The sequence below is a fragment of the Rothia nasimurium genome, from assembly GCF_042660305.1.
In the GTDB taxonomy this organism is placed as follows: Bacteria; Actinomycetota; Actinomycetes; order Actinomycetales; family Micrococcaceae; genus Rothia; species Rothia nasimurium.
On record NZ_JBHSTW010000027.1, the window covers coordinates 15,681 to 28,940 of the forward strand.

Here is a 13,260-nt window from a genome sequence, read left to right on the forward strand (position 1 = left end):
GAACTTTCGTTCAGAAGTGTTGACCGGGTGGGTGTGAAAGAATAGGCAGGGCCAGCTAGGCCCCGCAAGGAAAGGCTCCCTTAGTGAATATCAAGCACGACCAGCAGACCGTAGCTCCCTCTTCCCAGAATAATCTGGCTGCCCTGCTTGCTGCCCGCGCTAGCTCTGAGCGCCAGGCCCTGACCTGGGCAGGTGGGTCTTTGACCTACCAGCAGCTGGCTCAGCTGGTCGGCTCTGCCCGCATCTGGCTGGGGGAGCGGGGCCTGGTTCCCGGCGACAGGGTGGCCTTGGCCCTGCCGAACGTACCGGCCATGGTGGGCCTCTACTACGGTGCCCTATCGCTCGGGGCGGTGGTGGTGCCTATGCACCCCCTGCTGTCGGCTCGTGAGGCTGCCTATCAGGTGCAGGACGCCGGCGCCCGGCTTCTGGTTGCTGCCGCTGGTACCCGGGTGGGGCAGGAGAGCGAGCAGATTCTTGATGAGGTGGAAGGCCAGCTTACCCTTGAGGTGCTATCGCCCGATGCGATGTTTGGTGTGGACGCTCCCGCCCCGCAGCCCTGGGAGGCTCACCCGGTTGCCGCTCAGGACCCGGCCGTTATTCTCTACACTTCGGGAACCACCGGCGCCCCGAAGGGGGCGACCCTCACCCACGCCAATATGCTCTCCAACGCCCTGACCTGTGTGGATGTCTTTGGTTTCACGTCAGACGACGTTATTTTCGGGGGCCTTCCTCTGTTCCATGCCTTTGGGCAGAGCGTATCGATGAACGCGGTACTCGCAGCGGGTGCCGCTATCGCCCTGCTCCCGCGTTTCACTCCTGGTGGGGCAGCCCAGCTGTGTGCCAGTGCTGGAGTTACGGTGTTTGCTGCGGTTCCCACCATGTACAGTGCCTTAGCCAGCTACCTGGGCACTGACCCTGCCCTGGCGCACCGGCTGCGGGGGCGCGTCCGCTTCGGTATATCGGGCGGGGCTGCCCTGCCCGCCTCCGTCCACGCTGATATTGAGCGTCTGGTAGCCTTCCCCATCTACGAGGGCTATGGCCTGAGCGAAACTGCACCCGTTGTGTCATTCAACCGGGCTGAATACGGCCTGGTCATTGGTTCTGTCGGCAGGGCCCTACCCGGGGTAGACGTGAAAGTGGTCGATAGGCAGGGCCAGTCGCTGGCTACCGGTGAAGCGGGTGAACTGTGGGTGGCCGGGCCCAACGTCATGGCCGGCTATTGGGGGCGTCCCGAGGCCAGTGCCGCGGTGCTCAAGGGCTGCTGGTTTGCTACCGGCGATGTAGCCCGACTCGATGAGGCGGGAAATATCTTTATCGTTGACCGCCTCAAAGACATGATCTTGCGTAACGGCAACAGCGTCTACCCGCGGGAAATTGAGGACGTCCTCTACACCCACCCCGCTGTCCAGCTGGCAGCCGTGGTGGGGCAGCCCTCTGAGACCGTGGGCGAAGAAATTGTGGCGGTAGTGGTGCCGCGCGAACCCCTGGACGCTTCGCAGCAGGCTGAGCTGACCGCGTCCCTCGATCAGCTGGCCCGCCGGGAACTTGCCGCCTACAAGTACCCGCGTCGCTATGTTTTCAAAGAGGAGCTACCGCTGGGGCCCACCGGCAAAATTTTGAAGCGGGTACTGGCAGAGGCCCTCACCCAGGAAGTCTAGGGGAGAGCCTCTACCGTTCGCCGGTTACCTTAGGCGGCAGTTAGCTGCGCCCGGCGGGACCGCATGGAGGCCGAAAGCGAAGCACCCAGCAGAATCATGCGGAAGGTGCGCTCTGCCGAGTCGGTCAGCAGCTCTTCACCGTTGACCAGGGCATCTTCGAGATCCATGGGCAGGGGGATAATCGAGGCGAAGGCGTCGATACCGGCATCGTGTACGCGGTAGGCCTTCTTACCGATTGAGCCAGCCAGCGCGAGGACCGGGGCACCTGAACCCTGGGCGCGGGCGGCGATTTCTGCAGGAACCTTGCCCTTGGGGGTCTGGAAGTCGATAGCGCCTTCTGCGGTAACGACCAGGTCAGCGTGGCGGATTTCTTCATCAAGGTTGATGCCGGCCAGGCCGGAGTCGATGAGGGCCTCAAAGCGCGGGGTGAGCTCGGCGCCGATGAAAGCCAGCCCTGCCCCCAGACCGCCGGAGGCACCAGTACCTGCGCCGGTGTGGAAGTCCATGTGCAGCTTGCCGTCGGTCATGGTCTCGTAGGTTTCTTCCAGTAGGTTGGCCCAGTGGGTTAGGGCCGCATCCAGCTGTTCAACCTGCTCGGGGGTTGCCCCCTTCTGGGGGCCAAAGACGCGGGCAACGCCCTTGGGGCCGGTCAGGATGTTGTGCTGGTTGAGAGCCAGGACGATGCGTACCTGGGAAAGGCGGGGGTGTAGACCGGAGTAGTCGATGGACGCAGCCTCGGTCAGGTGGGCACCGCCCAGGGGGATTTCTTCTCCGGCCTCGTTGAGAATACGGGCACCCAGTGCTGAGAGGGCACCGGCACCGCCGTCTGAGGTGCCTGAGTCGCCGCAGCCTACCAGTACGGTGTGTACGTCTTCGTTATCGAGTGCCGCAGCAATGAGCTGCCCCACCCCGTAGGTGGTGGTTTCAGCGGGGTTACGCAGATCCTTAGGGACCAGGGAGAGCCCCGCTGCCGCTGCCATTTCAACGACCGCGACGCCGTCCTGGGCTCCGCCGAGCAGGGCGTAGTGGGAACGAACCTGCTGGCCTACCGGGCCGGTGACCTTGGTGTGTACGAGCGTGCCGCCGGTGGAACCGGCCAGCATCTTTGCGGTGCCTTCGCCGCCGTCGGGAATCGGCATGGTCACGGTGTTGACGCCGGGAATGACGCGGCGGATACCGGATGCAATGGCGTCCGCTACAACATCAGCTTCAAGAGAGCCCTTGAAACCGGAAGGGGCGATTAGAATACGCTGGGGAATGGACATAGTCATGGTGTTTCTCCTTGTAAAGGTGTGGTGATTTAGAGGTAGAGCGGCAGGCCCAGGGCCGGCCAGATGAAGAAGGCGAAGCCGGCAATGAGCGCTGCGTGGAGCGGTGCCAGCCAGGCCGAAAGCGTGAGAAGGTCGGACGGGGTGTAGGTGGGACGGCCGTCAATGGTGGCAAAGAGGGCTACCGGTTTAGCGCTGGATGTCAGCGTGTGGCAGAAGCCGGCGGCTGCGGTTGAGATGAAGGCGGCTGCTACCGGGTTGACCCCCAGGGGAATCGCGGCGGTGATAATCAGGGGAACTAGAACGGCCGAGCGGGCTGAGCGGGACTGAATCACCAGGTGGGCCACCGTCGAGAGGGCGATGACGAGAAGCACGAAGGCTGCCGCGCCGCTGCGTCCTAGCCCTGAAACCGGGGCGAAGATTGACTCTGCCAGCCAGGTCGCTGCCCCCGACTCCGAGAGAGCGGTACCAATGGCCAGGGTCGTGGCCATGAAGATGAGCATGGGCCAGGGGGCCTTCTTGAGGGCGGCAGCCAGCTTGACGGATCCGAAGCCAGGGGCACTAGCGGCCAGTGCGCCGAGCACGGCCACAATCACCGGGTCTACCTCGTGGAAGGACTCCGTGCACCAGAGCAGGATTGCAAGGCCGAGTACCAGGGCGATATTTTTCTCTGGCTGGGTAAGTGCGCCACGTACGGGGGTGGAATCTTCGGTTTCAAAGTCTGCCAGGTCGATGTGCAGTTTTGCCGGAGCGTCGTCGCGGGTGGGGAAGAGCGCGAAGACCAGTTCGGTGACCAGAAGCGAGGCAAGCAGACCCAGGCCTGAGCCCAGAACCATCCATTCAAGGAAGCCGATGGTTTCTAGCCCGTAGGCCACCAGGATTTCGGCGGTGACCAGGTGGGCACCTGCACCGATAAACGAGGCAACCGCTGAGACCAGGATGGTGGAGGGCGCTAGGATTCCCAGGGCCTTGACCAGCTTGGGGCGGTCGGGCATAGCTTCTGCCATGGCCAGGTAGATGGGCAGGGCAAGGGCTGCTCGGCCTGAAGGTGAGGGGACTAGGTAGACGGTCAGAAAGAGGGCTAGGTTGTAGAGGTGGGCGAGCTGACGCGGGGTGCGGGCCAGTGCTACGAGCCGGGCGGTGAGACGGCGGGTGAGACCTGAGGCGGTCAGCGCTTGGGCCATCACCACAGCGGCCACCAGCAGCCAGACAGCCGAGGTACCCAGTGAGGCGGTGAACTGGTCGGTGCTGATGATGCCGGTGAGCACCAGAGCTACCGCAGCTGCGAGTGAGACGTAGGTGTCTGACAGCGGGCTGAACACCCAGGCCCAGATCGCCAGAATAAAGATGGTGAGGGTGAGGGCCCCTTCGAGGGAGAGCTCTTCTGAGGTGACTCCGGTCAGGGCTGTGCCCGCAATCAGGAGCACCGCCAGGAAGAAGGATATAAGCACCTTGACGGTGATGAAGCTGGGGGCCTGTACCGGTAGCGGCGCGGTGTGGGGCGGCGGCTCCTGCGCCGGGGTGGAGGTTGAGGTGTAGAGAAGTTTCATTAGACGAACCTGTAGCCTGCCCCGCGTACGGTTGCGATGTAGTCGTCGCCGATTTTCTTGCGAAGGGCGCGAATGTAGACGTCAACGATGTTGGAGTTGGGGTCGAAGTCCATACCCCACACCTGCCCCAGGAGCTGCTCTCGGGAGAGCACCTGGTTCTTGTGGCGCATGAAGGTCTCTAGCAGGGCAAACTCGCGGCTGGTGAGCTCGGTGCTGGCTCCTGAGACGGTGATCTGGCGGGTGAGCACATTGAGGACGAGGTCGCGGTGGGTGAGGGTGGATGCGCTGCTTTCTTCGCGGTTGGTATCGAGCAGGCGCAGGCGGATGCGGGCCAGTAGCTCGGCAAACTGGAAGGGCTTGGTCATGTAGTCATTAGCGCCGTTTTCGAGCCCTTCGAGGGTGTCTGAGACGGAGTCGCGGGCGGTGAGCATGATGATGGGGGTGGTGATGCCGTCGGCGCGTAGGGCCTTCATGATGGTGAATCCGTCCATGCCGGGTAGGCCTACATCGAGGATGATGAGGTCGAAGTCGCTGACCTTGGCCAGGGCGTAGGCTGAGCGGCCTTCGTCGATCAGGGTTGAGGTGTAGCCGGCTGACTTGAGGCCCTTGACGATGAAGGACGAGATACGCGGGTCATCTTCAACGATCAGGATATGGCTCATAGCGGTGCTTCTTTCTGATGGTACGGTCTGGTCTAAAAGTATTATTTGGTCCAGCTGGGGTAGCGCACGCTGGAGACGCTGTCTGCTAGGGCCTCGGTGTCGTCCTTGCCGCTGTCTGCCGGGGCAGTGACCGGTAGGGTGATGCCGAAGATAGCGCCGATACCGTCGTCCGGCTGGGCAATCCAGACGGACCCCTCGTGGGCTTCTGCGATGGAACGGACGATCGCCAGCCCCAGCCCGGCCCCCACGGAGTGCTTCTTGGCGGTGGCGGGGTTCTTGGCGTTGTTGCGCTTGAAACGTTCAAAGAGGGTGGCGGCATCTTCTTCGCTGACGCCTGGGCCCCGGTCGCGCACCCAGAGGTTGAGGGTACGTTCTGCCCCCTTGCCCTCGAAGCGGGAGCCGATGGAGATGGTTGACTCTTCGGGCGAATACTGGGCGGCGTTGGCGCAGAGCTGCACCATGGCCTGGGTGATGCGCTGCTCGTCAAGCTGTACCTCGCCCTCGGCGATGTCGGCCATCATCCAGCGGTGGCCGGTGAAGGCCTGCACCTTGGAGTCCAGGGTAATCATCAGTTCTGCTACCTCAACCGGGTGGGGCGCCACGAAGTCGGGCCTTTCTGATTTGGCGAGGGTGAGCAGGTCAGCGACGATACGGCCCATGCGTTCTAGCTCGTCATCGACCAGTTGCAGGGTCTGGTTTTGTTCCTCGGTGCGGTCCATGAGTTCTAGGTGGCCGCGCACGATGGTGATGGGGGTGCGCAGCTCGTGGCTGACGTCGTCCATAAACTGGCGTTCAATCATGGCTGACTCCTCCAATCGGTCGAGCATCTGGTTAAAGGTGCGGCCCATGGCTGCTACGTCGTCGTCGCCGGTTACGGTGACGCGGCCGCTAAAGTTTTTGTCGTTGATGTCCTGGGCTACGGTGCGCAGGCTGCGAATGGGCTTGGTGATGCGGGAAGCTACAAGCCAGGCGATGACGACCGTGGCTGCTAGCCCGCCCAGGCCCACCCAGATCATGGTGACGATGGTGTGCTGCACCGCGTCGAGTTCTGGCTGGATGTATTCGACAACGACCAGGTAGCCTGCCTGGCTGCCGCTGTCGGTGTTGAGGCTGACTTCTACCTTGCCCCAGTGCACCGGCCCGGCCGGGGTCTGCTCAATCCCCGACGTCCTGCTGTTGCCGGTGATGCTGGCCAGCAGGTCTCTGTCCTGGTGTAGCCGGTAGCCGGTGTCTTCGGTGAACTGCTGTTGTTCGTCGATGAAGATAACCTGCTGGGGTGTGACTCCGATGAGCTGTTCGCTGTAGCCGGTGTATTGGCGGGAAACGAAAGTTGTGAGCATCTGGTCAAGATTCTCAAAGGGGGCAGCGGTAGTGGGGTCGACGCCGAGTTCGGCAAAGGTGCGGAACTCGGAGATTTCGCTGCTGGTGTTTGCCGCTGCCTTGGTGCCGACTTCGCTGATGAGGATTTCTCGCACCGTAAAGATGAGGCCGGTGATAACGAAGGTGGTGACCAGTACCATCCAGGCGACGATACGCAGACGCACGGAGCCTGTGCGCTGGTGGGTGGTTCGGCGGGGCCACCATTTAGTCGTCATCGCCATCGTCATCTACCTCGTAGTCGTCATCGTCGTCGGCTTCGGTGGGGTAATACTCTACCTGGGGTGCCGGGGGAGCGACGGGTGCGGGGGCCTGCTCAACCACCACGGGTGCTGGGGCTACCGGGGCGGGTTCTGCCGGGGCCTGCTCCGGGGGAGCTTGCTCGGCTGGTGCTTGTTCAGCAGGAGCCTGGTCAGCAGGTGCTTCTTCTGCTGGGGTCTGTTCGGGTTCCGTGGCTGCCTCGGAGCTTTCTGCCGCGGTGGGCGTTGCGCTGGCAGTGCGAGGGGAGGCGGACGCCGTTGCACTCGGTGAGCTGGTGCGGTCGAGCACGATGGGGTCAACTTCATCGCCGAGCTGGCCGCGAAAGGTCATGACCAGGGCAAGGGCCGCGACGATGGCGGCGGCTGCCAGGAGCAGGATTCCGAACATGTATTTCTTGAGCATGGTTCTAGTGTGGCAGTTGTCTTTAAAGGTTCTGTGAGTATTCCATTAAGGTTTTTTCATTTTTGGGCGCGCGTTTCTCTTGCTGGTTCTGGGGTAGCGCGCGATGATAGTAGCGCGTATCACTGACTGATACGTTTTGCATAATTATGTCTGAGTGTGCATAATTATTTATAGAACCTGCGGGGCTACCTTGCCCCACAACGTCGTATATCAAGGAGCACCATGAAAGAGCGCATCGTCCTGGCCTACTCAGGCGGTCTAGATACCTCAGTTGCCATCGGCTGGATTGGCGAAGCAACCGGCGCAGAAGTCATCGCCGTTGCCGTAGACGTAGGGCAGGGCGGCGAGGACCTCGAGACCATCCGCCAGCGCGCCCTCGACTGCGGTGCCGTTGAAGCCTACGTGGCAGATGCCCGCGATGAATTCGCCAACGAGTACTGCATGCCCGCTCTCAAGGCCAACGCCCTCTACATGGACGCTTACCCCCTGGTATCGGCTGTGTCCCGCCCCGTCATCACCAAGCACCTGGTAGCAGCAGCCAAGCAGTTCGGCGCCACCACCGTTGCCCACGGTTGCACCGGCAAGGGCAACGACCAGGTCCGCTTTGAGGTTGGCATCCAGACCCTGGGCCCCGAGCTCAAGTGCATCGCCCCCGTGCGTGACCTGGCTCTGACCCGCGAGAAGGCCATCGACTACGCAGAAAAGAACAACCTGCCGATCGTCACCACCAAGAAGAACCCCTTCTCCATTGACCAGAACGTCTGGGGCCGCGCTGTTGAGACCGGCTTCCTTGAAGACATCTGGAATGCCCCCACCAAGGACGTCTACGACTACACCGACGACCCCACCTTCGCTCCCACCCCCGACACCGTCGTCATCTCCTTCAAGGAAGGCGTCCCTGTTGCTATCGACGGCCAGGCAGTTACCCCGCTTGAAGCTATCGAGATTATGAACCGCCGCGCAGGTGCCCAGGGTATCGGCCGCATCGACATCGTCGAAGACCGCCTGGTCGGCATTAAGTCCCGCGAGATCTACGAGGCCCCCGGCGCAATGGCTCTCATGGCTGCCCACAAGGAACTCGAAAACGTCACCATCGAGCGCGAGCAGGCTCGCTTCAAGAAGATTGTCGGCCAGCGCTGGACCGAACTGGTCTACGACGGCCAGTGGTTCTCACCGCTGAAGAAGTCCCTGGATGCCTTCATCAATGACACTCAGAAGATGGTCAACGGTGATATCCGCATGGACCTGCACGGTGGCCGCGCCGTTGTGACCGGCCGTAAGTCAGAGACCTCCCTCTACGACTTCAACCTGGCCACCTACGACGAAGGAGACACCTTCGACCAGTCCATGGCCCGCGGCTTCATTGAGCTGTTCGGCATGTCCTCCAAGGTCGCTTCAGCCCGCGACCAGCGCCTGGGCCTCTAAACCTCACCCAGCCCGTGCCGCCCAACCCCGCGCGTCCTTACCCTGCTCAAGGGTGAGGACGCCGGCGGGCGGCTTTGCCGTACCCCGCACGATTTTCCCAACCCCGCAAAGGTAACTTTTATGTCAGCTGAAAAGCACGGTACTAACGACGGCGCCCTCTGGGGCGGCCGCTTCGCAGGCGGCCCCTCTGAGGCTCTTGCCGCCCTGTCGAAGTCAACCCAGTTCGACTGGCGTCTAGCGCCCTACGATATTGCAGGCTCCCGCGCCCACGCCCGTGTGCTGGCTAAGGCCGGTCTGCTCACCGACGACGAACTGGCCGGCATGATTGCAGCCCTCGACCAGCTTGAAGCCGACGTCCGTTCTGGCGCCTACACCCCGGCGGAGTCGGACGAGGACGTCCACGGCTCCCTGGAAAAGGGCCTGATCGAACGTGCCGGTGCTGACCTGGGAGGCAAGCTGCGCGCTGGCCGCTCCCGCAACGACCAGATTGCCACTCTGGGCCGAATGTACCTGCGTGACCACGCCTCCATCATTGCTAAGGGCGTCATGGATACCATCGATGCCCTCATCGCCCAGTCCGAGGCCCACCCCTACGCCCCCATGCCTGGCCGCACCCACCTGCAGCACGCCCAGCCCGTCCTGCTCTCCCACCAGCTCCTGGCCCACGCCTGGGCGCTTTCTCGCGACCTCGACCGCCTGATTGACTGGGACAAGCGCGCCGCCGTTTCCCCCTACGGCTCCGGGGCGCTCGCGGGCTCTTCACTGGGCCTGGATCCGGAAGCTGTTGCCGCTGACCTGGGCTTCAACTCTGCAACCCACAACTCCATTGACGGCACAGCCTCCCGCGATGTCTACGCCGAGTTCGCCTGGATCGCCGCCATGATTTCGGTAGACCTCTCCCGCATCTCTGAAGAGATTATTCTCTGGGCCACCAAGGAATTCTCCTTCGTAACCCTGCATGACTCCTTCTCCACCGGCTCATCGATTATGCCGCAGAAGAAGAACCCCGATATCGCTGAACTTGCCCGCGGTAAGGCCGGTCGCCTGATCGGTGACCTCACCGGCCTACTGGCAACCCTGAAAGCCCTGCCCCTGGCCTACAACCGCGACCTGCAGGAAGATAAGGAACCGGTCTTTGACGCCATCGACCAGCTCGAAGTTCTGCTGCCCGCTGTCTCCGGCATGATTGCCACCCTCACCTTCAACACCGATCGCCTAGCAGAGCTGGCTCCCCAGGGCTTTGCCCTGGCGACGGACGTTGCCGAGTGGCTGGTGCGCGAGGGCGTGCCCTTCCGTGTGGCCCACGAACTGGCCGGTGAAGCTGTGCGCGTCTGCGAAGAAAAGGACTGCGAACTGTGGGACCTGACCGACGAGGATTACCTGGCTATCTCACCTGCCCTGCACGCGGGCGTCCGCGAAGTGCTCACCGTTGAGGGGTCTTTGAACTCCCGCAGCGCCCAGGGCGGCACCGCCCCGTCCGCTGTTGCCGCCCAGCTGGAAGCGCTCAAGAGTGAGCTAGAACCTGCGCGTGCTTTCGCAGCCCGCCCCCAGGTCATCAGCTAGGCTAAAAGCATGATTAAGCCCGTTGATTCTTCCCTGCCCCTTGAGGAGCAGATTCCCGCTGCCTGCGCGCAGATTCAGGACTACCCCAAGGAAGGCATCCTCTTCTACGACGTCACTACCCTGTTCGCTAACCCGCAGGTCTTCCGGGCGTCGATGGAAGAGCTCGCCCAGCGTTTTGAGGGTCAGTTCGATATCGTAGCTGGCGTTGAGGCGCGCGGTTTTTTGATGGCTTCGGCTATTGCCTACATTGCCGGTACCGGCGTCATGACCGTGCGTAAGGCCGGTAAGCTGCCGCGCGATACCTACATGAAGGAATACTCCCTCGAATACGGCCAGGCCGCGATTGAGATTCACAAGGACGACATCCCGGCAGGTTCCCGTGTGCTGATTGTGGATGACCTTCTGGCCACCGGCGGCACCCTTGAGGCGGCCACCCACCTGATGGAAATGGCTGACCTGAAGGTCGCCGGCATCGGCGTGCTCCTGGAACTTGAGGGCCTGGGCGGACGCGAGATCCTGGCCGGCCACCGCCTGGAGGCCCTGTCTCTGGTCGCTGAGTAGAGCTGTTACACAGTGAGGTTATCCGTACGTGGCAGAGTTGACTGCCTCGTGCGGATTTTTTATTCCATTTTAAGGTTTTATCCTTGCCAAAATCGGGGGGGGGTAACTTAGAGGTATCACATACATTCGCACCCTAATGGCCTGAATGCCCAGGGCTGATCGCTTTCTTTGGAGGAGCAATGAAGAAAGTTCTTTCCGTCGTCGCTGCTGGTTTTATCGCTACATCGCTTTTGACCGGTTGTGGAAGCAAACTCGGCGATACTACCTGCGAGGATTACTTTAATCAAGCAAAGAATGACACTGCACAGTTAGAGGAAACAACCAAACTTCTGATGAAAGAAAATGGAATTTCAGAAGATTCTTCGGCTACTGTTGGTGAAGACTTTGCAAATGAACTTAGGCAATACTGTGGATTTACAGAAACCGAGTATGGTTTTTGGGGAAATGTTGAAGAAGAAGCGGGTGTTTCTAACCCGACCGCTAAGCTCAAAGACTTCAAGTACGAGGGGTAATTTATTATGCAGCATTCCAAGAGCCTCCTATCTGCTGCTTTTGTTGCTATGGCTTTATTGACCTCATGTTCATCTGGAGAAACCAACGAATCTAGCGGTGAATCAAGCTCTGCGCCAACTAGTACAGCCGCGACTCCTTCAATTTCTGTATCTAGTAGTTCGTCTATTGCCGCTTCTTCAACTCCTTCTAGCACTGCATCTGGCAACGATTCAAATGCTTCAACAGGAAACAGATCTGACTTATTGACTGCGGTATCCTCAACAGGCAACCTTTCAAATGGGGCTGTACAGAAATTTACTGCTGTAGGTTCTGTCACTGACTTACGCCAAAATCAGATACTGATTCTAAATACGCGTTCTGCACCATATGTGGCTAAGATTTCTTTGGACAGTGGTGAAGAAGAGCAGCGGATTGAAATTACAGATGCTGATGTGCCTGAAGGGTATCAGCTGACTCAGATTGATGATGCGGCTTTTATCGGTGATTCAATTGTGCTGAAATATCAGGCTAATGAGGGTGCTGATAAATATAACTCAGGTAACACTGTGTATGCTTTTGCTCAGTTTTCTATGGCAGATGGTGAGCAGCAGGGGAAAACATTCTTCACCAAGGAAAACCCGCTGTCTCCTTCTTACGGCAATGCTCCTTGGGTAGCGGGTGTTCCGGGTCAGTCCATCGTCTTAACAGTTCCTGTTGAACAAAATTTCTCTGACGGTGCTGCCGAAGAAGGGAACATAGCAATTTTTGAAGATGGTAAGGAGCCTCGTCTACGGTCTCTCCAGAAGCCTGGGTTTAATCAGCCCCATGCCTTTATTGATGGAGAACTAGTAGCTCTTTCCAGTGATTCAAAGGTGCCGGGCCTTATAGCTTCAACTCAGGTAGGTGAGGACAGCTTTATTGCTTTGCAGAACTCTAATCACTTCTTAGTAAACCGTGTTGGCTACACAGATGCACTGTCAGGTCTAGAGTCGCCGACTCCTCTGAATCGTACAAGCTTGGCTCAAGCAGATTATATCAATGGCTATTGGTGCGGCCAAGATAATAAAATTTATAACTTAGTAGTTAAAGAAATCCCTGATTATGGAGACGTTTTATGTAATGCTGTCTCGGAGGATGGAACTGTCTTGGGTCGAAAAGGCGATAAATCTCTTCCTGTTCTCGTAACTAAGGAGGGTGTTATTGTTGATCTACCTTCAGAGGTTCGCGGGGCGAAATTTATGAGCTCTAAATATTTTATTAGCGGTTCAAATATCTATCAGTACTCAATTGAAAAGTAGTTAAAATAATGTCAGAAGAAAATTATAATCAGCCATCTCGCTCTAATCCCTATCAGCAGATGTCTCAGTCTCAGGAATCAACAACTGATGCATATGGGAATCAGATTCCTTTTGATGCTAAGTCATCCGTTTCAACCATGAACTATCTATCAATACCGTTTGGGATTATTCCAGCATTCTTTTATTGGATTTCGAATAAAGACAAACCTGGATACGCGTTTGTTAGGGTCAATGCTGCAAACACCTTCAATTTTGCTTTGTTGGTAGTTCTAGTAAATACGGTGCTTGTCTTCATACCTGTTATCGGTTTTTTCTGTGCGATTGGTGTATGGATTTTTGCGATTACGCGCTACTGTAAGGCTGCTGCTGATGCAAAGGCTGGTGCTATAGCAACTTTTCCGATAAAAATTCCTGTTTTGAGTTAGTGGTTTATCTGCGGTATGTTTTCTAACCTGGTTTTCTGAAAGCCAGGTTAGATTTTTCTATGTCTAGATTGATCTGGGGAGCAAACGTATATTCTTGCATCTGCTATGCTGCTAATGTCAATTATTTCTGCGTATATTGTGAGGTCATGATGCGTCGTAAAATTTTTTTATCTATTGGGGTAGTTACCTTGTTTGGCTTGACTGCTTGCGGGAGCGGTGTGGATTCAGCTGATCCTTGAGGCTTATTCAAAAGTAGACACGCACCCCACACCCACCAACTAGACAACGGCCCCACCCGCGGCAAAAATATGAGCGTTA

General features: G+C 58.8%; 13 protein-coding genes. 7 read left to right on the top strand and 6 right to left on the bottom strand.

The features are described 5' to 3' along the window. Positions 1 to 83: 83 nt before the first annotated feature. Positions 84 to 1,658, top strand: a complete 1,575-nt coding sequence (locus tag ACFP6B_RS10920) for an AMP-binding protein (protein WP_377129929.1) — start codon at positions 84 to 86, stop codon at positions 1,656 to 1,658. A gap of 29 nt (positions 1,659 to 1,687) precedes the next feature. Here ACFP6B_RS10920 and ACFP6B_RS10925 read toward each other — a convergent pair whose 3' ends face one another. Genes ACFP6B_RS10925 through ACFP6B_RS10945 form a run of 5 tightly spaced genes read right to left on the bottom strand, consistent with a single transcriptional unit; the run spans position 1,688 to position 7,178 of the window. Next, the gene (locus tag ACFP6B_RS10925; RefSeq protein ID WP_377129931.1) at positions 1,688 to 2,929 is read right to left on the bottom strand and encodes a glycerate kinase family protein; all 1,242 of its coding nucleotides are present in this window, start codon (positions 2,927 to 2,929) and stop codon (positions 1,688 to 1,690) included. Positions 2,930 to 2,958: 29 nt separating this feature from the next. Next, complete coding sequence (locus ACFP6B_RS10930; RefSeq protein ID WP_377129933.1) at positions 2,959 to 4,476, bottom strand: SLC13 family permease; 1,518 nt, start codon at positions 4,474 to 4,476, stop codon at positions 2,959 to 2,961. Then, positions 4,476 to 5,138 carry a response regulator transcription factor gene (locus tag ACFP6B_RS10935; RefSeq protein WP_237186803.1) on the bottom strand — a complete coding sequence of 221 codons (663 nt, stop codon included), beginning with the start codon at positions 5,136 to 5,138 and terminating at the stop codon, positions 4,476 to 4,478. The genes ACFP6B_RS10930 and ACFP6B_RS10935 overlap by 1 nt, the downstream gene beginning before the upstream one ends. Positions 5,139 to 5,179: 41 nt before the next feature. Further along, on the bottom strand, positions 5,180 to 6,733 hold the full coding sequence (locus ACFP6B_RS10940; RefSeq protein ID WP_377129936.1) for an ATP-binding protein: 1,554 nt from the start codon (positions 6,731 to 6,733) through the stop codon (positions 5,180 to 5,182). Then, positions 6,723 to 7,178 (bottom strand): hypothetical protein, encoded by a 456-nt coding sequence (locus ACFP6B_RS10945; RefSeq protein ID WP_377129938.1) that lies wholly within the window; start codon positions 7,176 to 7,178, stop codon positions 6,723 to 6,725. The genes ACFP6B_RS10940 and ACFP6B_RS10945 overlap by 11 nt, the downstream gene beginning before the upstream one ends. Positions 7,179 to 7,400: 222 nt before the next feature. Between ACFP6B_RS10945 and ACFP6B_RS10950 the strand changes: the two genes are divergently transcribed. The 6 genes from ACFP6B_RS10950 to ACFP6B_RS10975 all read left to right on the top strand — a co-directional run bounded on the left by ACFP6B_RS10950 (position 7,401) and on the right by ACFP6B_RS10975 (position 12,942). Then, a complete protein-coding gene (locus ACFP6B_RS10950) occupies positions 7,401 to 8,603 on the top strand; it encodes an argininosuccinate synthase (protein WP_237199929.1) in 1,203 nt (400 codons plus the stop codon). A 120-nt stretch (positions 8,604 to 8,723) separates the two neighbouring features. Further along, entirely contained in the window at positions 8,724 to 10,166 is a 1,443-nt protein-coding gene (gene argH, locus ACFP6B_RS10955; protein WP_377129940.1) for an argininosuccinate lyase, read from the top strand. Positions 10,167 to 10,175: 9 nt separating this feature from the next. Continuing rightward, entirely contained in the window at positions 10,176 to 10,727 is a 552-nt protein-coding gene (locus ACFP6B_RS10960) for an adenine phosphoribosyltransferase (RefSeq protein ID WP_135011408.1), read from the top strand. A 179-nt stretch (positions 10,728 to 10,906) separates the two neighbouring features. After that, on the top strand, positions 10,907 to 11,239 hold the full coding sequence (locus ACFP6B_RS10965) for a hypothetical protein (RefSeq protein WP_377129943.1): 333 nt from the start codon (positions 10,907 to 10,909) through the stop codon (positions 11,237 to 11,239). A 6-nt stretch (positions 11,240 to 11,245) separates the two neighbouring features. After that, a complete protein-coding gene (locus ACFP6B_RS10970; RefSeq protein ID WP_377129945.1) occupies positions 11,246 to 12,517 on the top strand; it encodes a hypothetical protein in 1,272 nt (423 codons plus the stop codon). An 8-nt stretch (positions 12,518 to 12,525) separates the two neighbouring features. Then, a complete protein-coding gene (locus ACFP6B_RS10975; protein WP_377129947.1) occupies positions 12,526 to 12,942 on the top strand; it encodes a DUF4870 domain-containing protein in 417 nt (138 codons plus the stop codon). Positions 12,943 to 13,063: 121 nt separating this feature from the next. On the opposite strand, the gene ACFP6B_RS10980 is transcribed toward ACFP6B_RS10975, so the two are convergent. Then, a partial coding sequence (locus ACFP6B_RS10980; RefSeq protein ID WP_377129949.1) for a hypothetical protein occupies positions 13,064 to 13,260 on the bottom strand: 197 nt, incomplete at its 5' end.

What these genes read in the sequence shown, in the direction of transcription:
- argH (WP_377129940.1), top strand. Translation starts at nt 8,724, where the DNA reads ATGTCAGCTGAAAAGCACGGTACTAACGACGGCGCCCTCTGGGGCGGC.
- ACFP6B_RS10935 (WP_237186803.1), bottom strand. Translation starts at nt 5,138, where the DNA reads ATGAGCCATATCCTGATCGTTGAAGATGACCCGCGTATCTCGTCCTTC.
- ACFP6B_RS10975 (WP_377129947.1), top strand. Translation starts at nt 12,526, where the DNA reads ATGTCAGAAGAAAATTATAATCAGCCATCTCGCTCTAATCCCTATCAG.
- ACFP6B_RS10925 (WP_377129931.1), bottom strand. Translation starts at nt 2,929, where the DNA reads ATGACTATGTCCATTCCCCAGCGTATTCTAATCGCCCCTTCCGGTTTC.
- ACFP6B_RS10930 (WP_377129933.1), bottom strand. Translation starts at nt 4,476, where the DNA reads ATGAAACTTCTCTACACCTCAACCTCCACCCCGGCGCAGGAGCCGCCG.
- ACFP6B_RS10950 (WP_237199929.1), top strand. Translation starts at nt 7,401, where the DNA reads ATGAAAGAGCGCATCGTCCTGGCCTACTCAGGCGGTCTAGATACCTCA.
- ACFP6B_RS10965 (WP_377129943.1), top strand. Translation starts at nt 10,907, where the DNA reads ATGAAGAAAGTTCTTTCCGTCGTCGCTGCTGGTTTTATCGCTACATCG.
- ACFP6B_RS10945 (WP_377129938.1), bottom strand. Translation starts at nt 7,178, where the DNA reads ATGCTCAAGAAATACATGTTCGGAATCCTGCTCCTGGCAGCCGCCGCC.
- ACFP6B_RS10960 (WP_135011408.1), top strand. Translation starts at nt 10,176, where the DNA reads ATGATTAAGCCCGTTGATTCTTCCCTGCCCCTTGAGGAGCAGATTCCC.
- ACFP6B_RS10970 (WP_377129945.1), top strand. Translation starts at nt 11,246, where the DNA reads ATGCAGCATTCCAAGAGCCTCCTATCTGCTGCTTTTGTTGCTATGGCT.
- ACFP6B_RS10940 (WP_377129936.1), bottom strand. Translation starts at nt 6,733, where the DNA reads ATGACGACTAAATGGTGGCCCCGCCGAACCACCCACCAGCGCACAGGC.